Genomic DNA, 22402 nt, shown 5'->3' on the forward strand with positions numbered 1-22402 from the left:
AGTTACCAATGAAGCTGACAACCTTATTTGACAAAGGCGAGTTTGTTATCACCGGTGAAGTCGGACCCATTAAAGGGGCCATTCACAGAGATAAAAGTATTGAACCCAGCTGTGCCATTGAAGCCCTTCAACTGCAGCAGCATGTGCATGCGGTAAATGTCACCGATAACCAGTCTGCTGTCATGAGACTGGGGTCTCTTGCCGCCAGTGTGCGGTTAAAAACAAATGGCATCGAACCGGTCTATCAACTCACCTGCCGGGACCGGAATCGGCTGGCATTGCAGTCTGATCTGCTCACAGCCTATTCTTTGGGCATCGACAATGTTCTGTTGTTGACCGGGGACCATATCCAACTGGGGGATCACAAGGAGGCCAAACCCGTGTTTGACCTTGATTCGGTGCAATTGATCGAAATGGCAAAAGGTCTTAAACGGGGCTATGATATTTCAGGCAACCGCATTGAAAATTATCTGGATATGGCCTTTGGCGCAGTGGTCAATCCCAATTTTGATCCCATTGACCTGCAGGTGATGAAAATGAAGAAAAAAATTGATGCCGGAGCGCAATTTTTTCAAACCCAGGCGGTGTATGATGTCAAGATGTTTGAAGCCTTTATGAACAAAGCCCAGCAATTCAACTGCCCCATACAAGTCGGGGTCGTTATCTTGAAATCTCCACAAATGGGACGGTTTATGAACAAAAATGTCTCCGGTATCCATGTTCCCAAGGATTGGATTGATGAAATCGGATCTGTTGACAAGCAAGACCGGAAGAAAAAGGCTGCCGAAATGGCCGGCCGGTTTATAGAAGAAACCAAAGCCATGGTCCAGGGTGTCCATATCATGCCCCTGGGGTGGACAGATATTGTACCGGATATTTTAGAACATGCTCACGTCAATTAATTTTTAAATTTTTACCCATTGAATCTGGGGGATTTTCGTCCCCCAAGTTCAAGCGATCAAACCCTTTGGGCCCTTTCCCCTTTTTATCTTGGTTTATCCATCAGCTGGATTCGGTTTCTTGTAACGGTATGCGGTTAATATTTCATCCAGGTCTGAAGTAATTTTCCTCACAGCCCTTGAAAATTCGTGATCAAATGCCTTGTTTTCCCCGGGTGTGAATTTTGTAAAATCAATCAGATGAAATTTTTTCACCAGATTAAGCAGAGCAAGGATACTGGTCTCAGCAACGCTATGGATGGCCGAATCTCTCATTTTTTTGTCGTCAGCGGTTTTACCTGCCTCAGTCAGGCCTTTGCACAGGGTATCTGCATCTTCCTGGAAACGATGGTGCAAGACCTCGTAAATCATTAAAAACAAGGCGTCAACCCGATTGGTTTTGATCAATGTGGGGCGATGGAAAAAAGAAAAGTTTTCATCCACACTCACATCTGCTTTATCAAGATATTCCGTTTTTTCAAACCAGTTCAAAGTATACGCCAGGTAATCTTTTCGCTGCCACTTGTCTTTTTCCCAGATATGGGCCCGGATGGCTTTTGTCAATTCCGAGATACAGACATCATGGGTGGGATAATCAAAGGTTCCCAAAAGGGCACCGGACTGGAAAATTTCCATGCCGGGTCGATGGGCATGTTCTGAAATCTCTACACAAACGATCCGGTTTTCCTTGCCCGGTCTCAGGATGATGATTTTATAGGATGGTTTGCCCTCTTCAACACGCACCAGCTCTTCTGCGGAATCGGGTGGAATAATGGCATCGGCAACAACCGGGGGTAAAAAGGCAGCCAAAAGACCCGGGCTCAGGTCCACTTTTTCCAGGGCCGCCTTGAATACGGGCAGATCCTGTTCTTCCAGGGGACGAACAGGTGTCAGTTTTCCTTTTTCCAGATGGGGGGCAAACAGGTCCATGACCGCTTCAAGACCGGCTTGCCAATAGGCGCTCCTGGGATCTTTTTTTTCATCAATCCATTGTTTTGCTTTTGTTGCCATTGGGTTCATTCAACCGATCTCCTTCTTTAAATTTCCATATATCAAACCCGGGACAGGCAAATATATTGTCTTTTTGTCCATGGGCATTTTAATTCACACCACAATAGTTTAAAATCAGCATTACCCTTTTGTTGTCAACCTATTTTCCACACATGGGGGATCGGTACGGATAACTGATCTGGATAATATTGACGTTTTATTTGTTATTTTAATGGGTTGTTTGCGCATAGGTGTGTAGTCAATTACCGATTTTTGTCTTCTTTTTTGCATTTCCCGTTTAATTTTGATTGCTATCAATTGATTAAACGGGAAAAGGCGTTATACTATTTAGGTTAACGGTAGAACAAACCCATTAGTAATGATACGAAAGGATATATCATGCCGATTTTTGAGTATACATGCAATCAATGTAAAAAGGACTTTGAAAAACTGGTTTTTGCCGGTGAAGACAAAAATATTTCCTGCCCAAACTGCACCAGCAAGGATGTGATAAAAAAAATGAGTGCCACAAGTTTTATGGGGGCCAGTATGGGAAAGTGTGCCACAACGTTTCCCAAGGGCGCTTCATGAGCGGGTTAAAACTTTCCTTCAGTTTGAAGGTTGCAAGAACATGAACTTCAGGACAACCCAACCGTTTATGAGTCCTATGTTTTTAAAAAATATCGGGTTGCTGCCGAACAAGGTTTCCCACCGCCGCTCCAGAAACAACAATCCCCTGCCCCACCGGGATCTTAACCGTTTATTGAGGACCTTTTCAAAAACAGGTCTTCAACATTCTCTATGTTACACAAGGAAAAATCCATATGGTACAAGAAATATGCCCTGAGTTGTTCTGCATTGAGGTGCCCCTGCCTGACAGCCCGCTCAAAACCCTGAATTCCTATGTTGTCCGCACGCCTGATCGTAGTTTGATTATTGATACCGGTTTCAACCACAAGGTATGTCTGGAAGCCATGACCAAGGGGTTGAACACCCTGGGGATAAACCTGGCAAAGACAGATATTTTTGTTACCCATTTTCACGCAGACCATTTCAGCCTGGTTCCCAAATTAAGGACCCCCACCACCCGTGTATATTTTAATCGACTGGAAGCCGAGATTTTGGAAAACTGGCAAGGATTCGGCCCCATGCTGAAAAATGCCGATCGGCATGGATTCCCCAAAGGCAAGCTGAAAGCTGCCCTGGAATCCCATCCAGGCAGTAAATTCGGAGCGGACTGGGCCCCGGAGTTGAATATTCTGTCCGAAGGCCAGACCCTGACCTATGGTGATTACACCTTCACCTGTGTTGAAACGCCGGGACATACACTGGGCCATCTTTGCCTGTATGATGTGGCAAATAAAATTTTTGTCTCAGGGGATCATGTGCTCATTGACATTACACCGAATATCCAGGGGTGGATGGATCATGAAAATCCGTTAATGCGGTATATGGAGAGTCTCAAAAAAGTCCGGAATTTTGATGTAAAATTTGTTTTGCCGGGTCACCGACGTCGTTTTACAGATCTGGCATCCCGGGTGGATGAGTTGATATCCCACCACGAGGATCGGTTGAATGAAATCCGCAACATTCTTGACCAGGGACCTGGAACGGCTTATGAAACCGCCGCCCGGATGACCTGGGACATCAAAGCGGCAACCTGGGATGATTTTCCCGTTGCCCAGCAGTGGTTTGCAACCGGGGAAGCATTGTCCCATCTGCGGTATCTTGAAGCAAATGAAGAGATTCATCAGCACGTCATTGACCAGCATGTTCGGTTTGTACTGCCTGAAACGATTTCTCGTTAATCACCCAACTTTCGGTGTTCAGCTTTAATGGACCGGTTCAACCGATTGTTTTTTTGTGCCACAGCTTCTTTGAGTGTTGCCATTGCAGCCTCCTGTCAATTTAATATTTTTTTTGTGAGGTCATAAAACAAAACCGATTGTTTGTTGGCAAATATTTCTGCCATGAAATTCACCATTTCCGGAACCATTTTTCCACCCCAACCGGCCTTATAAAAACAAAGGGACAATAAAAAAACAATTGAAATGTATAAAAAACTTATTAAACGCCAACCTGCCTACTGGGCAGGTTATGCTTGCCTGGCAGTCTTTTACAGTGCTTTAGGAGAGAAAAAAAGGCAAAAATGGCGGTAAAGAAACGTCTGATTTTATTTCCTGATGATCCAATAAAAAATTCATCAATGGTTCAAAATCAAAAATGTTCATTGACATCTTATATAAAAACCCTTAAATGGAATCATTGATGCTTTGATTCAGCTGCAATATCAAATGTCGGGCGGTTAACTCAGCGGGAGAGTGCTACCTTCACACGGTAGAAGTCACAAGTTCAATCCTTGTACCGCCCACCACTTAAAATTTTACTTTTTTTTCACGTCTATTTCATTCAGTCTGTCATATTCTGTGCCCATTATAAACACGAAGAAGTCTGAACACCTGGACAAAAAAAGGATGGAAAAATGAAGATGTCAAAGCGATCACACACAGTATTCGCAATACAGATCCTAAATATGAGATCATTATCAATTCTGCTGATTATTATGATTCTGGAGGAAACCTTCTAAAAAACTATGTGGAACAACCTATAAAATTAAAAACCCTTGCCTCAATTCGCTATGTTATTTAAAGTAAAGATAAAACCGGAGGGTCTGGTATAAAATTTATTGTGAGATGGGAATCCAAGGAACATGTAAATTTACCAATAATAGAAGCAATAATGATCCGTACACAAGGGCTTTCTTTTACATCCCAAGCCGCCCTTTTAGAGGATAGGCCCCTATGGCTTGTAATGCCATCCTATACATAAGGAAAATAATGATCATCTCAATAATTTTAAAAAAAATTACGCGTGCTTTTACTGATCTTTTGCCAATTATTCTGGTGATTGCTTTTTTTCAGATTGTTGTCTTAAAACAATCATTACCACAAATGGGAGATGTCCTTTTTGGTGCTTTTCTTGTCGTGACCGGTCTTACCCTGTTTGTTGAGGGACTTGAAATGGGTTTGTTTCCCATTGGTGAGTCAATGGCTCATGCCCTGGCCAGGAAGGGAAGTCTTTTCTGGCTGCTTTGTTTTTCCTTTGCTTTAGGGTTCTCAACCACTGTGGCAGAGCCTGCGCTCATAGCCGTGGCCTGGGAAGCAGCAGAAATTGCCAGTCAGGGAGGCCTTATTGACCCAAGTCAAGAATCTTTAAACAACTATGCCCTTGGACTACGCATGTCTGTTGCCTTTTCAGTGGGACTTGCAATCCTTATCGGTGTCTTACGCATTCTCCGTGGTTGGCCCATTCATTATCTGATCATCAGCGGATATGTCCTTGTTATGCTGATGACCATTATTGCTCCCAAAGAAATTATTGGCATCGCCTATGATGCTGGCGGCGTCACCACGTCCACCATCACCGTACCTCTGGTTGCAGCTCTTGGCGTAGGTTTGGCCTCATCCATCAGAGGAAGAAGCCCTCTTGTGGATGGATTTGGACTCATCGCTTTTGCTTCTCTTCTCCCCATGATTTTCGTTATGGGGTATGGATTAATTCTTTTCGGATAAAAAGGAGCCTGTATTCGTGGACTTCATATATGATTTCAGCAAAATATTGATAGCAACATGTAGAGATGTATTGCCGATTATTATTCTTATTGTCAGTTTTCAGCTCCTGGTGTTGCGACAGCCAATCCCTCATCTGCGTCGTCTTATTGTGGGTGGGGTCTATGTTGTCATTGGACTTGCCCTGTTTCTGGCAGGACTTGAAAAAGCACTTTTCCCTCTTGGGAATATTATGGCGACGCAGTTGTCGGATCCGGCCTTTATTTATGGTCCGGGAGAAATAGTTACCCAGGCGGACTGGACGAAATATGGATGGGTCTATCTGTTTGCAGCCATGATCGGTTTTGCAACCACCATTGCTGAGCCATCTCTTATTGCAGTGGCTTTTAAAGCCAACGAGGTATCTGCCGGGACTATCAAGCAATGGGGGTTAAGAATCACAGTTGCTATAGGTGTTGCTTTTGGAATCAGCCTTGGAACGTTTCGGATTGTCACAGGCACCCCACTTTATATGTACATTCTTGTGGGCTATATGATTGTTATTGTACAAACCATCTTTGCCCCCAAAAATATTATTGCCCTTGCATATGATTCAGGTGGTGTAACAACCTCAACAGTTACAGTACCTCTGGTAGCCGCGCTTGGCCTTGGATTGTCTGCCACCGTACCTGGACGAAATCCGGCTTTGGACGGTTTTGGGCTCATCGCTTTTGCCAGCCTCTTTCCAATTATAGCCGTTATGGGGTATGCTCAGTTAATGAATTGGTCAACTCAACGCAAAATTAAATACATGGAGAAAAAAAATGCTCTTTAAACTTATATTAGCCTCGGTAAAGACGGATATCACCGATAAGGTTGTTGATGCCGCGAAAGGGGCAGGGGCCACCGGGGCAACGATCATACCTGCCAGAGGAACCGGTATTCATGAGGCAAAAACTTTTTTCGGTCTCACCCTGGAGGTACAAACCGACATTATCATGTTCCTTGTTGAAGAGCATATTATTACTAAAATTCTGGACTCAATAAAACAAGCGGGGGAATTCCATAAGCCTGGCACAGGCATTGCTTTTGTGCTTCCGGTTGAACATGTTGTGGGCCTGGAAAGTCAGATGGAAAAATTCAAACAAGAGGTTCGGAAAAATTATTTTTAAACACTGCTTTTTTATAAAAGGAAATAGGTATGGAAACAGACAATACTAAAATCGTTCGCACAAGGGACGTGATGAACAAGCAGATTTTGACCGTTGACGGTATGGCTACAGCCAGGGAAGCTGCTGCCATCATGCGTTCTGAAAGAGTGTTCTCTCTTCTTGTCACGAAAAGGCATGAGAATGATGCCTGGGGTATACTGGTTGTTCAGGATTTTGTTAAAGGGGTGATAATACCGGGTCGCTCCCCTGACGATGTGAATGTCTATGAAATCATGACAAAACCGATTATCACCGTTCCGGCGGATATGGATATTCGCTATGCCGCCCGTTTGATTTATCGTGCCGGTATCCGAAGAGCACCGGTTGAGGATAAAGGGGAAATTGTCGGGATGATTTCTCTATCCTCTTTGATTCTAGATAATGATCTTTTTTAAACCTGAATAATGGAATTTATCAATACTGAAAAATAATCCGATCAGATTACGTCTATTTAGACAAAGACATATAACCCATTTTAAAATAGCAAAAGCGGGTTACACTTATAATTGAGGTCCAGAAAACTTATCAATAGAGGCGCTGGATTCTTTCTTCTGATGGGCGTGATATATATTCACACGTCCAAATTCAGCCGGCTCGCCCAAATCAGGGATCGTAAAACTATCGAGTTCTGCAATCTTTCGATAAAAAGGGGCGTTAAACTGTTTAACCCTGGAGTCCGCCACAAGAACTTCAGGCGCCCGTGCAGTAAATTGATCGAGCAACGTCAGATTTTTCCTGTCATACAGCACATCTGCGGCTAAAATAATGTCCAGCTCTTCTGCACAGGCTTCCCAGTCTTCAATGACGTCAACCGAAACTGAATTAAATTGACAGTTAAGCGTTGTTGCATGAACTGCATATGGATCTATATCACAGGCCCAAACTTTTGCCGCCCCTGTTTTCGAAGCGGCGATGGCTGCCACCCCGGAGCCGCAGCCAAAGTCCAACACGCGTTTACCCTTGATTAACTGTGGATTGTCTAACAGGTATCGCGCCATAGCCTGGCCACTTGCCCAGCAAAATACCCAAAACAGCGGTTCCGCCATCAAACGCAGCCCCTGTTCCCTGCTCAATTCGTGTTCGGGATAATCCGGATTCAATAGATACAGTGATATGTCATCTCGTTGGGGGAGAACCGTGGTTTCAACCCGCCCTTCCGGTATAAAATCTGAAATTATTTTTGTAAGGGTTTTTTCTATCATCTTTTTTATTTAAAATTCCTTGAAAATTCTGGCAAGGGGGTGGCCTTTGGCATCTATGAGAAGATCATTAAAATACCCATAGGCAGTCTGGGAAGCCTCATAGTCTGCTTTTACAAGCCTCTCCTGTACCCGGTCCAAAAGGGGTTTTGCCTGATCCGGTTCAGCCTTCTCTTCTGCCAGATGAGTAAAGGAATGCAAAAGGATCTTTGTTACATCCCATTTGCGGGCCAGCCATTTTGCATTTTTTACAAGTTTTGTTTCCGCTGAACTGTCATTTTGAAGGTCTTTGGGTTCCACATGGATAAAGGCAACCACCACTTTTTTGTGCTCCTCCGGTAAAGCAGCAGGAACATTTTTCAGGGTTTTTAATGTCGGTGTCCAGGCAAATTTTTCACAATACCAGAATAATACTCTCACGATGTCACCTTATTTTTATGTCAAAGATATCATTACTATTACTGCATACAAGTTTAAAAAAAATTAATCAATTTATATTAATGTTGACCAAGAAAATAATAAATGTTAATTGATAATTATTATTATTTAAAAAAAGAGACATCAATTGGCAGACCATAAAAAAAGAGATGAAATCATTATTCGGAAATTAAGGGATAATGGCCACAAGATAACACCTCAGCGGATGGCTATCGTTAAAATTCTTGCCAAAAGTTTAGGTCATCCCCGTGTTGAAGATATCTATGATCAAATCAAAAAAGATTTTCCAACAATGAGCCTTGCCACGGTATACAGAAATATTGTATTAATTAAATCACTGGGTGAAATTCTTGAGTTAGGATTTCCGGATGGGAGCAATCGATATGATGGCAATAAGCCTTATCCCCATCCACATGTCATTTGTATCAAGTGTAAAAAAATTGTCGATTCAGATCTGGATAGTCTGGAAGGTCTGCAAAAGGAAGTCGCGGCAGCGACTAATTTTAAAATTCTAAATCACCGATTGGATTTTTTTGGTATTTGCAGCAATTGTATGGCAAAGAAAGTTTAATCTATTTATTTGCCCATAATCAACAATTGTTATCATGTAATATTAAACTTTTATTAACCTGAAAATAAGGAGGTAACATGTCGAATGGAAATGGCAAGTGCCCGGTAACGGGAATGGTGGACAAACCCACTGCCGGTAGTGGCACCTCAAATCGTGATTGGTGGCCGAATCAATTGAATCTCAAAATCCTTCATCAGCATTCTCGCATGAGCAATCCCATGGGCGAGGCCTTCAACTATGCTGAGGAATTCAAAAAACTTGACTTTGCAGCCCTGAAGAAGGACCTCTATGCGCTGATGACCGACTCCCAGGAATGGTGGCCAGCCGATTACGGTCACTACGGGGGACTCTTCATCCGGATGGCCTGGCACAGTGCAGGAACCTACCGCATGGGAGACGGCCGCGGTGGTGCAGGGACAGGCAATCAGCGCCTGGCGCCCCTCAACAGCTGGCCTGACAACGTAAACCTCGACAAGGCGCGCCGCCTGCTTTGGCCGATCAAGCAGAAATACGGCAAAAAGATTTCCTGGGCAGATCTCATGATCCTAGCCGGCAACTGCGCCCTTGAGTCCATGGGATTCAAGACCTTTGGTTTTGGTGGCGGACGTGAGGACATCTGGGAGCCGGAAGAAGACATCTACTGGGGTGGCGAAGAGGAATGGCTGGCTACGAGCGACAAGCCCAAGAGCCGTTATACCGGTGACCGGGAACTTGAAAATCCACTCGCCGCTGTTCAGATGGGCCTGATCTATGTGAACCCGGAAGGCCCGGACGGTGAACCAAATGCGGTTGCCTCCGGCCGTGACGTTCGAGAAACCTTTGCGCGCATGGCCATGAATGATGAAGAGACCGTGGCACTGGTGGCCGGTGGACACACCTTCGGCAAATGCCATGGTGCCGGCGATGCTGCGCTGGTTGGTCCTGAACCCGAAGCTGCCGGCATCGAAGAGCAGGGTCTCGGCTGGAAGAGCAGCTTTGGCAGCGGAAAAGGCGACGATACGATCAGCAGCGGCCTCGAGGGCGCGTGGACGCCGAACCCGACCCAGTGGGATATGGGGTATTTTGACATGCTGTTCGGCTATGATTGGAATCTGGTGAAAAGTCCTGCAGGCGCCAACCAGTGGGTTCCGGTCAATCCGGATGAAAAGGATCTTGCGCCTGCGGCCCACGATCCGTCCAAGCGGGTTACGACCTTCATGACCACGGCGGACCTCTCACTGAGGATGGATCAGATCTATGCACCGATTGCGAAGCGGTTCCACAAGAATCCCGAGGCGTTCGCGGACGCATTTGCCCGGGCGTGGTTCAAGCTGACCCATCGCGACATGGGCCCCCGATCGCGCTATCTCGGCCCGGAGGTCCCGGCAGAGGAACTGATCTGGCAAGACCCGGTGCCCGCAGCCGATCATGAGTTGATCGGCGCACAGGACATCGCAGACCTCAAGGCCAAGATCCTTGCTTCGGGCCTGTCTGTCTCTCTGCTGGTCTCGACTGCCTGGTCGTCAGCATCCACGTTCCGCGGCTCCGACAAGCGCGGCGGGGCAAATGGGGCTCGTATCCGTCTTGCGCCGCAAAAGGGATGGGAGGTCAACCAGCCTGAACAACTTGCCACTGTGTTGCAGACCCTTGAGGGAGTCCAGCAGGCGTTCAACAGTGCGCAGTCAGGCGGGAAGAGGGTTTCGCTGGCTGACTTGATTGTCCTGGGCGGATGCGCAGGCGTTGAACTGGCGGCAAAGAATGCCGGTCATGAAGTGACCGTTCCGTTTACACCGGGACGCACGGATGCGACGCAGGAACAGACCGACGATGTGTCATTTCACGTGCTCGAACCGGCTGCGGACGGATTCCGCAACTACCTTAAAACCAAATACAGCGTATCAGCAGAGGAGCTGCTGGTGGACCGTGCGCAGTTGCTGACGCTGACCGCGCCGGAAATGACGGTTCTCCTTGGTGGTATGCGCGTCCTGGATGTCAACGTTAAAAAGTCCCAGCACGGTGTTTTCACCAAACGACCAGAGACGCTCACCAATGACTTTTTTGTGAATCTGCTGGACATGAGCACGACGTGGAAGGCAACCTCGGAAGACCAGGATGTGTTTGAGGGTCGTGATCGCACAACAGGCAACCTCAAGTGGACCGGCACCCGTGTCGATCTCATCTTCGGTTCGAATTCCCAGCTGCGGGCTGTGGCGGAAGTCTATGGATGCGGGGACGGCCAGGAGAAGTTCTTGCAGGACTTTGTAGCGGTATGGAACAAGGTAATGAATCTTGACCGCTTTGACCTCGTCTGATCCTCTCATGAAGATCTTCCATGGTTTCTAAAGCGTATTCTGAACAGCAGACCCGATGATCAGGCAGCGATAAATGCCACGGATTAGACGGAAGTTTTGAATGCGCACAAAAGCCATTTTACCCTATGAGCGCGGCGTTTCACTGCAAGTTGAAGCGCCGCGCTTTCTTTCCTGAAATGCTTAGTCCTGCCTATTCTTTTAGCCGCCACGGAAAAGCTAACTGCCGTTTATACGCCCGCCATGGAAGATGAAGCACTCCGGGATATGGTCCGTGCCCGTGATGATTCTGTTAATACACTCAAAAGTATCGGAGCAGTGGCAGACGTCTAATCATATTTGCAGACATCCACCCATTCTTTACAGTTTGAATATTTTTCAAGTTCTTCTATGGTCAATCGTATTGACGAATACCGGTCTCCGGCAGCTGGAATGATTTCCGAGTGTTTTTTAAGTGATACATCCAGGTAAACGTCAATTGTTTTCTTTAATCCAAAAGGACAAATGCCGCCTATTGCATGTCCAGTATGCTCCAGGGCCTCCTCTTTATTGAGCATCCTGGCTTTTTTGGAGAAAAAGTTTTTATATTTTTTATTATCAATCTTCGCTTTTCCAGCAACAACAATTAAAATCGGTTCCTCGTCAAATTTAAACGATAGTGTCTTTCCTATCTGATCAGGGTCTACTTCATGGACTTGGGCAGCTTCTTCTACGGTTGCGATGGAATTTTCTAAAATCATAACACGGTGATCCATATTGTATGCTGAAAAATATTCAATAACAGCTTGTAATGACATCTGGTAACCTCCATTCTTAAATACGATCGTACCCTCAAAGATATAGTGAATATAAAAACCGTATACAAGGATAAAGTGACCCTCTTTCGGGAAATTAACAAAAAGTTAAACTAATTTTGAAGGTGTTTTTGAAAATTTAGATCGTCCGCACCATATCAGAATGGGAATTATTTCAACTCAATATACTTTAATGGCATCTTGATTTGGTTATCCTTTTTCCTGTATAGTGAAATTTTCCTTCTAAAGTATCCGTTGTACCGTTCAATTTGAAATATCAGTCAACGTCAATAAAAAAGGAGAAAAGTCATGCCAGATGCAAGAAAAATTAAAATAATATTAACCCGTCAGCCGACCCTGGAAGGTGCCGGAGTCCACTTGAATCGAGTATTCGGATACAATGAAGCCCCGACATTTGATCCTTTTCTTATGTTGGACGATTTTCGGTCTGACACCCCCGAGCATTATCTGAAAGGGTTCCCCTGGCATCCCCACCGGGGTATTGAAACCATCACCTATGTCATGAAAGGAGACGTGGAACACGGCGACAGCCTGGGCAACAAAGGGATTATTTCCTCTGGGGATGTGCAGTGGATGACCGCAGGAAGTGGTATTGTCCACCAGGAAATGCCCAAAGGAGATGCAAACGGATCTATGTACGGTTTTCAGCTGTGGGCAAATTTACCAGCAGCCCAGAAAATGACCCGCCCGAAATACAGGGATATCACGGCAGATAAAATTCCTGAGGTCCGAGTGCAGAACAGGGTCAGAATCAAAGTAATTGCTGGTAATATTAATGGCGCACGAGGCCCCATGAATGACGTTGTTATTGATCCGGAATTTCTGGACTGTACCGTGCCGCCAGGGCAATCCTTTACCCATAAGGTTGATCCATCCTATACCGCCTTTATTTATGTGATCGGCGGCAAAGGGTCTGCTGATAACAAAGCTATCGAGAATGGCAATCTGGTCCTTTTTGAAAGCGGGGATCATTTATCAGTAACCGCTTCTGATAAATCCCTGAGGTTTTTGCTGCTCACGGGCAAACCTTTAAAGGAGCCAGTGGCCTGGAGAGGTCCCATTGTCATGAATACCCAGGAAGAATTAACTATTGCATTTCAGGAGTATCAGGACGGCAGATTTATTCGAACAAAATAATTCCCATTATACATATCTGATCTTCGGATTATTGAATACTCAACTTTCGGGCTTTAGCTTTAATTTGTTATGTTTGTATGTTCAACAGAAAAAAACGGGTAAACTTATTTATGCCCGAGCATCAAAGATTACAGAATACTTGAGGAGAAAATGAAATGTTTAGTACGGAATTTTTGATAACGTCACTGATAGTTGTTCTGATACCCGGTACGGGGGTGATTTATACGATTTCGAATGGTCTTTTTCTTGGGTGGCGGGCCAGTATTGCAGCCGCTTTTGGCTGCACAGCAGGAATTATCCCCCACTTATCTGCCAGCATACTTGGACTATCTGCTATTCTTCACATGAGTGCTCTGGCATTCCAAGTCATCAAATTTGCAGGCGCTGCTTATTTGATGGTTTTAGCGTGGGCAATGTGGAGAGAAACCGGTGCATTAAAATTCGACTCGCCTTCCTCAAAAATTGGATTATGGCAGATCATTAGAAGAGGATTCTTGATCAACATTCTCAACCCAAAACTTTCCATGTTTTTCTTGGCATTCTTACCTCTTTTCATCAATCCAAATGCTTCATCGCCAGCTTTAAATATGGTTTTTCTCAGTTTAATGTTCATGGCCATGACTTTAGTTGTTTTCATACTCTATGGTATTTCGGCAAATGGTGTTCGCAGGTATGTAGTGAATTCACCCCGGGTTGTTATTTGGTTAAAACGTTCATTTGCATTCACCTTTGCAGTGCTTGGAATAAAACTCGCTATGACAGAGCAATAAGGATAATTCGACAAAATCGAAAAACACGAGTCCCTGGCCAGAGCATTCACCAGAGGAAAAAATTATTGGATTGATCCGGAAATATTCAGCAACAGGACCCCATTTTTGAATTGCGGCCCGCCAATGGTGATGCTGCTATTGTTTCTCAACAAGACCCGGGTCTGGAAAACAGAACGATTGTTTTTCAGGATATTGATCTGGTATCGAATTCTTCGGCCTTCCATATCAGCCGGCATAACGATCATGGTTCTTTTTCCCGGTAGCGTTACCCGGCCTTTCTGTTTAAAGCCCAGGTTCATTTGTTGATCATTTAAGAGCCGGTATGAGGTATATTTGAATACCGATCTTAGCTCGGGAATGATGTCTTTCAGGCTTGCATCCACGGTTTCTGATGTTGTTGAAGCATGAATCACCTTTACATTCGTCAACACCCGGTTCTCTGCCATGGCTGGTTGAGAAAAACAGCACAACAATGAAAGCCCTGCTACCAGGCATATTATTTTTATCAATTTACCCATGCTTCCCCTCTTTGCATCAGGTTTCTGAAAACCAGATGATGGTATGTTTTTCCCTTTGCGTTTCAATAATCATAACCGAAGCAAAATCTGTGTCAACAGATTTTACAATTGCGCTTGGTCCTGACGGCCCCATGAGGTCTCCCTGGAACATAAAAAGGCTGATCACCAATATGGCAGCAATGGAGGCGAATTTTATATAAATGTTTTTACCAAAGTACCCCCAGACAGGTCTATATGATTTTTCGGGTGACGGTTTTACGGACAGCGCCAGTTTATGGGTTAGCTGGTCAGGGTCAATCATTAATTTTTGTTGATCTGCATGGCGGTTAAATGCCAGTGATATGGATCGGTATTGTTCAACAAGGCGGTTGCAATCCCTGCAATGGGTAAGATGTTGTGCTATTTTTTGATAGTGATCCGGGGGAAGTTCGTTATCAACAAACCGGCTGATTTCTTCGGGTTTATATAAGTTGCATATTTTTCCCATATGGTTTTCCCTTTCAGTCACCCAATTTTAAGGACGCGATAAGCGTTTTTCTGGCAAAGTGAAGCCGTGAACTGACCGTTCCTTTTTTGATCTTGAGTGTCCTGGCAATCTCGTCATATGAAAGACCTTCAAAGGCATTCAAAACAAAAACCAGCCTTATTTTTTTCGGCAGGGCTTTGATGTCCTGCATCAGATTTTCCTCCAATTGCTTTTCCTGGAAGAGCATTTCCGGATCATTCCCTTTTTTGTTTTCATTTAACAGGTATTTATCGTTTTCTGATTCAATGGCATCATGATGCCATCTGAATCTTCGTTTCCATTTGCGTTTCCAGTTCAGACAATGGTTAATCGTGATTTTTCGAAGCCAGGTGGCAAGACTGGCATCCTGCCGAAAGGTCTGAATATTCTTAAACACACTGACAAACACATCCTGCACGATCTCCAGGCTTTCCTCTCGATCAAGGGTGATGCCATAGGCTATTTTCAGCAGCCGGCCCTGGTATGTGGAGACAAGAGCTGTGAAAGCCCATTGCTGACCTTTTTTAAGTCGTTCTACAAGGGTCTGCTCATCAATATTGTCCATGGTCACTTCTGGTTTGTTCACAGTGAATTACATATTGTGGCCGTGTTATCTTACCGCCGCACCCACACTTTTTCTTCCCGATAATAGCCTTGTTTTATCAAAAATTTTTCATGTCTGCCACTGACCCATATTCCCTTGCGGTTATAATGCCCCGGGTTCCATTTTTTCTTATAAACAGGAGCGATCCATATTTTTTCAATTTCCCAATATCCTCTGGGGCCATGGGATTTGAGTTTACTGTGATTTTGAGCTCTGCAGCCATCATCATATCGGGCAGGGTGACGTCTGGCTGGGCGGGCGTAGCTTTCCGCGTAGTGCCTCTTTGAATCCCGATGTATTCCGTTGATGATGGCAGCACTTAAAATGGCGACACCTGTACCCAGCATGAATCCTTCCACGGTATGCCGCCTGGCGGCACCGGCATGGGCAGATACGGTTGAAAAGCATCCAAACAAAAGAATTGCAGTTGTTATGGCGGTTATCTTTTTCATTTGTCCATTCTCCTTTTTCGGGTTAATAAAGACGTATTTTAAAACCGTTTGCGCGTCTATTAACCATTGACACCGGGAAAGGTAAAATGTTCAAAAATAATTTTAGAATCATGTTAAATATTATTCCGGTTGCCGGGCTGTCGCTGGTATGACAACCCGGCAACCGGAATAAACGGGCCAACGGGGCGAACAGCCAGAGGGTATATTACCCCAATAGGGCAGCTATCCGTTGGGTATTCAAGTTTCCTGCCTGTTTCTGGGCAAAAGCCGATGTCTGTTTGAGCAGGTCCAGCCGGTTCAGGTTCATGACCTCTTCTGCAATATCCACATCCCTGATCTGGGACTCTGAACTTCTGGCAGCGATTTCCTGGGCTTTCAGATTGGAAATTTCCCGTTCCAGCTGGTTCTGGCTTGAGCCCAGGGCTGACCGGGAAGCACTGACGGTATCAAGGGCTGAGTCAACCGCTTCCTGGGCTGCTTCCGCCCCCGCAACAGAAGAGAGATCAATATCTGAAAGCGCTGCCAGTCCCGGTACATCAGAAAGAAGGGACGTTCCATTATAGCGGGTATTCTGATAAAGGTCGTTTAAGGCGCCAAGGGAACCTGTCACATCCGCCTGGATAGCCTTCCTGGTTTCAGCTGTCTGGGCATCGGACGCTGCCTGAACCGTTTTTTCACCAATGCTCTGGATGATCTGGGTGGCCTGGCCCAGGGCGGCTTCTTTGATCTGGATCATGGAAATATTATCCACGGCGTTGCGACTTAGCTGCCCCATGCTGTTTGCAGCACTGTTGAGGTTGTCGGCAATGACCAGGCCGGATGCGTCATCCGAAGCCCGGTTAATGGCTTTACCCGATGATATTTTCTCCAGGGAGCTGTCAAACCCATAGGAAAATGTTCTAAACGCATTCCCTGCAGACTGGCTTAACGTGTTCGTATGAATGGAAAAAGACATGGCACCTCCCGTTATATGGCATTGTATTCCAACCATAAAGGCTGGAATCGTTGAAAAGAATCAATTGGTTCATTTATAACACAAATTTTATAGCAATTTTCAGGCCAGATAAAAACAATTGTGGAAAGTTTTATCAAAGCAGTGCGTATTACCTATGTTTTTATAACCAGACGTAATAGGTGTGTCTTAACCGTACTGACATTTTTTGTGAAAAGAAAGAGAAAATTTGTACGGTCAGTATTTTATACCCGTCCGGCCTGGACCAGGGATGGGATATCCGGTTAAATTTGCCTGCGAATCTCATCAAACCGGTTTGAACCGGCTGAAAAAGCATCCACAATATCCGGATCAAAATGCTGTCCTTTTTCGTTGTGTATAATCTCCATGGCCGTCTTGTGGGAGTAGGCCTCCTTATAAACACGCTTTGAGGTGAGTGCGTCATAGACGTCTGCCACGGCAACGATTCTTGCAGATAACGGTATATCAAGTCCTTTTACCGCAAATGGATATCCTTGCCCATTCCATTTTTCATGGTGATAGTAGGCAATTTCCTTGCCCAGTAATAAAAATGAGGTGCCATTTATCTTTGATTCAACGGCGGTTAGGGCATCTCCGCCATATCTACAATGGTTTTTGATGATGTTGAACTCTTCCGGGGTAAGGCGGCCGGGTTTCAGGAGGATTAAATCGGGAATTCCCACCTTTCCAATATCATGTAAAATGGATGAAAGGCAGATGTTTTCAATATATTCACGATTGATTATATGGCGAAATCCGGGCAGGTTGCCAAGCTCCGTTGTCAGTACCCGGCAATAGGCCTGAATTCTTTCAAGGTGGGATCCTGTTTCATTGTCCCGGTATTCGGTCAATTTGGCAAGCCCCATGATGGTGGCGGCCCGGGTATTTTTCAAGGTGTCAAAAGAGGTGATCAGATCTTTCTCCAACTTTTTCCTGGATGAAATATCCCTTAATACCAGTTGATACCCCATGCCGTTACGGGCTTTCTGCATGGCCCTTGCACTGCATTCCACATGGAGGGTTTCATTTTTACTGTTAATGATCCGGAATTGAAAATCTCTTATTTCAATATGCTGGAAAAGTCGTTCGAGCATTAAATTGCTGACAGCGTTCACATCTTCCGGATGGATAAACTCCAGGAGGGAAGGCTGTTTTTCTTTCGAAGATTTCGCTTTGATCAATTTGTAAAAACGGGGGTTAGCCATCATGATGATCCCGTTTGTATCGATCAGGACCAGACTGTCCATGATATTTTCATACAACGCTTTGTACCTGAGTTCTGAGTCTGCATACTTTTGGATGCCCAGTTTAACTTCCTGCTCCAGATGGCCCGCATAATAATCCAGGTCTTTTCGCAGCAAAAATTCCTTTTTCCGGGATTTGTAATCTTCCCGGCTTTTTATCACACTGACAATGAAAAAAAACAGAAAGAAAAAATTATTGTTAAAGAACAGCAAGAGGCTTTTTTTTTCAGGTTCGTTAAACAAGAGGACCGGAACGAGATACATGAGATACATGAGGATGCCGGATCCGATGGACTGGTAAAAATTCAATGGGAGTATGGAGGCAAAGGCCACGACAACGCAGATCATCCCCACGTAATAAAACGAATCATATCCACCGGTCTGCACCACCATAAGGGAGATAGCGGTCCCGCAGCACATGTAACCGGCAAGGGCAAAAAGAAACGGATATCGCCTGCCACAGGTATGCTTGTGTAGGATAAACAGGCATAAAAGGGCAGCCGATACCACTCCCCGGTATATCAGAAAAGAATGGTAGAACTCATTGATGACAAAATAATCCAGCACCAGAAAGCTTGGGAAAAGGATAATTCCAACCCAGAAAAGAAGAGAGAGCCGTTTGTTGAAAAAATGGAATAGCTCATTTTTAAAGTCCAGGGTGTTTTGATAGTCACTGCCGGTTTTTTTCATTCCCTATAGATCGTACCCATGGCCGTTATTCTTTAATTGCCATGGCAAAAAGCTGGATTTGAGCCTCTTTTTCCATCATGATATCGACATTGCTGCCAAAAAAAGTGTTGGAAAATATTGAAATCAGGTCTTCCTTGTTCCTGTAAATCAATCGCCATTCAAGCAAATGGTCCATGAATATCTTGTCCGGGTTGGGTTGAAAGTTACCGATTACGAGGATGCCCCCCGGGTTTAAGAATTCATGGCACCGGTTTGCCAGCATCACGAAGAGGTCTTCATCCAGATAATCAAAAAGGCCTCCCGAATAGATGATGTCCTGTTTTTCCAGGTGCTGGGATGAGGTACCCAGGGCCCATTTGATCAGGTTGTCTTTCATGATCCTGATGGTGGCATTGTGAGAAAAGGACCTGGAGATGTCATCCGTGTATTTCAACGCTTCAGGGTCGATGTCAAGACAGGTGGCCGTCACCTTGTCGTCCTGGTCAAAGGCTTTGATAAAATCAAACAGTTCCCGACTGGGCCCACATGCGAGGTTCATGATGTTGACATGGTCTTTGTGCCGAAGCACCCGATTGCTCTGTTCTTCAAGCATGTGGGCCAGAAATTTTCTTCTGCCCCTGACCGCCCTGCATGGGGGACGGTTGAGCAACCACCCATCCACCAGTTTTCCGATTTTTCCATCCCCGGAAGGTGTGTTCTGGTACATCATCTCAATCATCTTAAAGTCCCCGGCATATCCATTGGGTTTGAAATAAGCTCTTTCCGTAAGGCTGGAGCGCATAAAATAAGGAAAGGTCTCTTTAAAGAGATACCCCCAGACGTCATCCTTGAGATCAGAATCCGCAAGGATGTGATGGAAGGCTTCCAGTTCGTTGAAAAAAATATCCATGGCATCCGTGAAATCTGATTGAATCTTGTCCTGGATTGTGTCGGTTGGTTCCTGCTGCAGGCGAAGAGAAAGGTTAAACAGCTCCGCCTTAAGATCTTCAATAATCCGGTTGCTGAGTCTTCCTTCCCTGGAGTTGAAAAAGTCCAGAGGCAGGGGTTTGGACTCGACAAAATTGTGGGCGCCCGTGGAAAGGGATGCTGCATAGGCTTTCAGGGGGGATCTCTCCGTTAAGATGTTGCGGAATTTTTTACAGATACCCGTTGTGATAAAGGTGATAAACCGGCCATAGAGTTCAGGATCCTCCTTTTGCATTTTATCCACAAGTTCACCCTGAAAGACATTTACAAAGGTGTTTTCAACCGCACTGATATCCCTGACCCGGGAAATACCGTCAAAAAAACCGATTTCACCGAAAAATTCATTGGCCCCCAGAATGGCCACCACCACTTTGGTGTCATCCATGGTATAAGAGACATCCATGGCACCGGATTCAATATAATAGAGGGACCGGGAGATGTCGTCCCTTATGTTCAGGTCCTGGCCTTTTTTCAGGTTCAACCCCTTTGAATAGGGCATGATTTCCCTGATGAGCATTTTTTCCTGAAATGCCTTGTCAATACAACAGGTGGAATCTTTCACAGCAGAAATATAGGTCATCAGGCGTCCTTTCTTTGAAAAATTAAGTAACTCTTTCGGGGGCAGCGCCATTTGACAGCGCCCTTATCCCAGGAGGTCATTGCTGGAATCATTGATCCGTCCAAAGTATTGCAAAATCAGGGCCATCTTGATAATTTGATGGGTCGGATGGGAAAGAGCACTGGTTTACCGGTAAAAAATGGCGGCACCCTCCCCTTTTGGCAAAAAGATTTTAATGAAATATCATCAAAAGAGGTGGTATGTCATTATTTTTCAATGGGGTTTCATCAATGTTCTCTGAGTAAATTTAAACACCCGAGATCCTGTCCCCTGAATTCTTAAAAGTTACAATTTTGTTTTAATTATCAACACCATTTTTAAGATGGGTTTATATATTCCTCAACTTTAGGAGTTGGCTATTTTTACATGGGGTCAGGCTTTCCTTATGGCAGTTTTTAACCGTCTGGTTATGAAATAAGAAATCTGACGCAAACAGGTTAACCGTTCTTTTCTTATAATGCAAATATGAAATATTTATAATACGATAATGTAATAAAAAACACGTTACCCTACACTACCGGCCCCCATGACAAGTTTATTTTTGTATGTTTAAATATAAATTTATTTAAAAAACAGATAGTTATATATTTTTATTTTTATTTTTTTACAGATGGCACTTTTTTTGTATTACCGGGTTAATTGCTGACTACAACAGGTTATGATTGGTTTCAAGACGTTTGTAATCATGAAAAAACGATGCATCAGATGAGAACAGAGAAAAGAAAAAAAATAAAATAAATACCGCATTAAGGTTTAATTAATTTAACACCGTAAGGAGAAAAAAATGACAGGAAAAACAATTTTAAAGAAATTGGCACTCATTTCAATGGTTTTACTCGTTTGTAGTGTGTTTACGATTGGTTCTTCATTTGCCGGGGACAAAGTATACCGATGGAAACTTCAATCCGGGTATCCCCATGGCGATCTTTCGTTTGAGCTGTTAAAGGGATTTGCTGCAGATGTAAAAAAATTCAGTAACGGCAAACTTGTGATCTCTGTTTTTGCCGATGCGGAGATTGTGCCCCTGGAGCAATTGTTTGAATCCACTCAAAGAGGTGTGCTGGATATCCTGCACTGTATGGGAGCGTTCTGGGGCGGCATTGTTCCTGTGGGAGAAATTGAGTTTGGCATCCCGTTTGCCTATACCATAGACGAAGCAGATACGTTTGCAGCCAAAGGGGAAGTCATCCGGGATTTTTACTACGAAAAAGGCTTTGTCGACCTGTTACGACAGGAATATGGAAAACATGGTCTTTACTGGCTGGATATGCATACCTATGGCGGACCGTTTGTCCTCTCAACCAAACCCCTGGATACCTATGATGATTGGAAAGGTGTCAAAATCAGGGACGAGGGAATCTATACCCAGTTCCACAACATGATCGGTGCAAGAGGGACCTATGTATCCGGTGGCGAAGCCTATATGGCATTAAAACTGGGCACGCTTGACGCCAGCCAGTGGGACATCAGTGCCATATCCGGTCTTAAATGGCATGAAGTGGCGCCCTATTGGGTACAAGCCGGAGACAACGATCATGTCATCGGTCACATGCTCATCAACGATAAATCCTGGAAGTCTTTGCCGGAAAATTTACAGATAGCCCTGCAAAAAGCAGCAAAGAATTATTGGACGGCCACTGTAAAAGGGTATGGTGCAGAATTTGAAAATGCAAAAAAAATGGTAGAAAAAGGCACCCTGAAAGTCAGCCGGGTAAAACCGGAAGCCATCGAAAAACACAAAAAAATAGCCCATGAAATCTGGGACGAGGTGGCAACGAGAGATGCTGCCTCTGCAAAAGCGATCCAGATGATCAAAGAATGGAGAGGGGTCAAATAGTTTTTGCCCAAACACGGGTTTTCGGTCAGGCACTAAATAAGCATTTATTACAGGGTCATAAAAAGACTGGCATCAGGCGGCTTAAGGGC

The 22402-nt window shown here is 44.7% G+C and carries 23 protein-coding genes, 1 tRNA gene and 1 pseudogene; 14 read left to right on the forward strand and 11 right to left on the reverse strand.

Translation table 11 applies throughout. The features are described from left to right. The first annotated feature begins 8 nt into the window (after positions 1-8). Positions 9-902: a methylenetetrahydrofolate reductase gene (locus Q1Q15_RS05615; protein ID WP_300457525.1), complete on the forward strand. Its 894-nt coding sequence runs from the start codon at positions 9-11 to the stop codon at positions 900-902. A gap of 93 nt (positions 903-995) precedes the next feature. Here Q1Q15_RS05615 and Q1Q15_RS05620 read toward each other — a convergent pair whose 3' ends face one another. After that, the gene (locus Q1Q15_RS05620; protein WP_300457527.1) at positions 996-1958 is read right to left on the reverse strand and encodes a hypothetical protein; all 963 of its coding nucleotides are present in this window, start codon (positions 1956-1958) and stop codon (positions 996-998) included. Between the two features lie 369 nt (positions 1959-2327). Here Q1Q15_RS05620 and Q1Q15_RS05625 point away from each other — a divergent pair, with 369 nt between their 5' ends. From Q1Q15_RS05625 to Q1Q15_RS05655, 8 genes and pseudogenes are all read left to right on the forward strand, one after another. After that, on the forward strand, positions 2328-2519 hold the full coding sequence (locus Q1Q15_RS05625; RefSeq protein ID WP_300457529.1) for a zinc ribbon domain-containing protein: 192 nt from the start codon (positions 2328-2330) through the stop codon (positions 2517-2519). Positions 2520-2752: 233 nt separating this feature from the next. Then, entirely contained in the window at positions 2753-3736 is a 984-nt protein-coding gene (locus tag Q1Q15_RS05630) for an MBL fold metallo-hydrolase (RefSeq protein WP_300457531.1), read from the forward strand. A gap of 491 nt (positions 3737-4227) precedes the next feature. Continuing rightward, positions 4228-4302 (forward strand) — tRNA-Val (locus tag Q1Q15_RS05635). 125 nt (positions 4303-4427) lie between these two features. Further along, positions 4428-4757 (forward strand): annotated as a pseudogene (locus tag Q1Q15_RS25455) (DUF3124 domain-containing protein). Between the two features lie 8 nt (positions 4758-4765). After that, complete coding sequence (locus tag Q1Q15_RS05640) at positions 4766-5500, forward strand: DUF1538 domain-containing protein (RefSeq protein ID WP_300457533.1); 735 nt, start codon at positions 4766-4768, stop codon at positions 5498-5500. A gap of 16 nt (positions 5501-5516) precedes the next feature. Further along, positions 5517-6311 carry a DUF1538 domain-containing protein gene (locus Q1Q15_RS05645; protein WP_300457535.1) on the forward strand — a complete coding sequence of 265 codons (795 nt, stop codon included), beginning with the start codon at positions 5517-5519 and terminating at the stop codon, positions 6309-6311. Continuing rightward, positions 6301-6648, forward strand: coding sequence for a P-II family nitrogen regulator (locus tag Q1Q15_RS05650; RefSeq protein WP_300457537.1), 348 nt, complete (start codon positions 6301-6303; stop codon positions 6646-6648). The genes Q1Q15_RS05645 and Q1Q15_RS05650 overlap by 11 nt, the downstream gene beginning before the upstream one ends. Before the next feature lie 29 nt (positions 6649-6677). Beyond that, the gene (locus Q1Q15_RS05655) at positions 6678-7082 is read left to right on the forward strand and encodes a CBS domain-containing protein (RefSeq protein ID WP_300457539.1); all 405 of its coding nucleotides are present in this window, start codon (positions 6678-6680) and stop codon (positions 7080-7082) included. Between the two features lie 105 nt (positions 7083-7187). Here Q1Q15_RS05655 and Q1Q15_RS05660 read toward each other — a convergent pair whose 3' ends face one another. Both Q1Q15_RS05660 and Q1Q15_RS05665 read right to left on the reverse strand, forming a co-directional pair. Further along, positions 7188-7889: a 50S ribosomal protein L11 methyltransferase gene (locus tag Q1Q15_RS05660; RefSeq protein WP_300457541.1), complete on the reverse strand. Its 702-nt coding sequence runs from the start codon at positions 7887-7889 to the stop codon at positions 7188-7190. A gap of 9 nt (positions 7890-7898) precedes the next feature. After that, on the reverse strand, positions 7899-8306 hold the full coding sequence (locus tag Q1Q15_RS05665) for a threonyl-tRNA synthetase editing domain-containing protein (RefSeq protein WP_300457543.1): 408 nt from the start codon (positions 8304-8306) through the stop codon (positions 7899-7901). 145 nt (positions 8307-8451) lie between these two features. Here Q1Q15_RS05665 and Q1Q15_RS05670 point away from each other — a divergent pair, with 145 nt between their 5' ends. Continuing rightward, on the forward strand, positions 8452-8895 hold the full coding sequence (locus Q1Q15_RS05670) for a transcriptional repressor (RefSeq protein WP_300457545.1): 444 nt from the start codon (positions 8452-8454) through the stop codon (positions 8893-8895). A 77-nt stretch (positions 8896-8972) separates the two neighbouring features. Beyond that, on the forward strand, positions 8973-11186 hold the full coding sequence (gene katG / locus Q1Q15_RS05675) for a catalase/peroxidase HPI (RefSeq protein ID WP_300457547.1): 2214 nt from the start codon (positions 8973-8975) through the stop codon (positions 11184-11186). A 326-nt stretch (positions 11187-11512) separates the two neighbouring features. On the opposite strand, the gene Q1Q15_RS05680 is transcribed toward katG, so the two are convergent. Next, the gene (locus Q1Q15_RS05680; protein ID WP_300457549.1) at positions 11513-11980 is read right to left on the reverse strand and encodes a YbaK/EbsC family protein; all 468 of its coding nucleotides are present in this window, start codon (positions 11978-11980) and stop codon (positions 11513-11515) included. A gap of 306 nt (positions 11981-12286) precedes the next feature. Here Q1Q15_RS05680 and Q1Q15_RS05685 point away from each other — a divergent pair, with 306 nt between their 5' ends. Together Q1Q15_RS05685 and Q1Q15_RS05690 are read left to right on the forward strand one after the other, a co-directional pair. Continuing rightward, a complete protein-coding gene (locus Q1Q15_RS05685; protein WP_300457551.1) occupies positions 12287-13135 on the forward strand; it encodes a pirin family protein in 849 nt (282 codons plus the stop codon). A 155-nt stretch (positions 13136-13290) separates the two neighbouring features. After that, the gene (locus tag Q1Q15_RS05690; RefSeq protein WP_300457553.1) at positions 13291-13905 is read left to right on the forward strand and encodes a LysE family translocator; all 615 of its coding nucleotides are present in this window, start codon (positions 13291-13293) and stop codon (positions 13903-13905) included. 62 nt (positions 13906-13967) lie between these two features. On the opposite strand, the gene Q1Q15_RS05695 is transcribed toward Q1Q15_RS05690, so the two are convergent. The 7 genes from Q1Q15_RS05695 to Q1Q15_RS05725 form a co-directional block, all read right to left on the reverse strand. Next, positions 13968-14423 (reverse strand): hypothetical protein, encoded by a 456-nt coding sequence (locus tag Q1Q15_RS05695; protein WP_300457555.1) that lies wholly within the window; start codon positions 14421-14423, stop codon positions 13968-13970. 16 nt (positions 14424-14439) lie between these two features. After that, positions 14440-14910 carry a zf-HC2 domain-containing protein gene (locus tag Q1Q15_RS05700; protein WP_300457557.1) on the reverse strand — a complete coding sequence of 157 codons (471 nt, stop codon included), beginning with the start codon at positions 14908-14910 and terminating at the stop codon, positions 14440-14442. A gap of 13 nt (positions 14911-14923) precedes the next feature. After that, entirely contained in the window at positions 14924-15514 is a 591-nt protein-coding gene (locus tag Q1Q15_RS05705) for a sigma-70 family RNA polymerase sigma factor (RefSeq protein ID WP_300457558.1), read from the reverse strand. 29 nt (positions 15515-15543) lie between these two features. Then, entirely contained in the window at positions 15544-15984 is a 441-nt protein-coding gene (locus tag Q1Q15_RS05710; protein ID WP_300457559.1) for a hypothetical protein, read from the reverse strand. Positions 15985-16189: 205 nt separating this feature from the next. Next, on the reverse strand, positions 16190-16939 hold the full coding sequence (locus Q1Q15_RS05715; protein WP_300457560.1) for a flagellin: 750 nt from the start codon (positions 16937-16939) through the stop codon (positions 16190-16192). Between the two features lie 281 nt (positions 16940-17220). Next, positions 17221-18891 (reverse strand): HD domain-containing phosphohydrolase, encoded by a 1671-nt coding sequence (locus tag Q1Q15_RS05720; protein WP_300457561.1) that lies wholly within the window; start codon positions 18889-18891, stop codon positions 17221-17223. A 25-nt stretch (positions 18892-18916) separates the two neighbouring features. After that, the gene (locus Q1Q15_RS05725; RefSeq protein ID WP_300457562.1) at positions 18917-20437 is read right to left on the reverse strand and encodes a cyclic nucleotide-binding domain-containing protein; all 1521 of its coding nucleotides are present in this window, start codon (positions 20435-20437) and stop codon (positions 18917-18919) included. A gap of 823 nt (positions 20438-21260) precedes the next feature. Here Q1Q15_RS05725 and dctP point away from each other — a divergent pair. Then, entirely contained in the window at positions 21261-22313 is a 1053-nt protein-coding gene (gene dctP / locus Q1Q15_RS05730; RefSeq protein ID WP_300457563.1) for a TRAP transporter substrate-binding protein DctP, read from the forward strand. Positions 22314-22402 lie beyond the last annotated feature (89 nt).

This window comes from Desulfobacula sp. (genome assembly GCF_030145145.1).
GTDB lineage: Bacteria > Desulfobacterota > Desulfobacteria > Desulfobacterales > Desulfobacteraceae > Desulfobacula.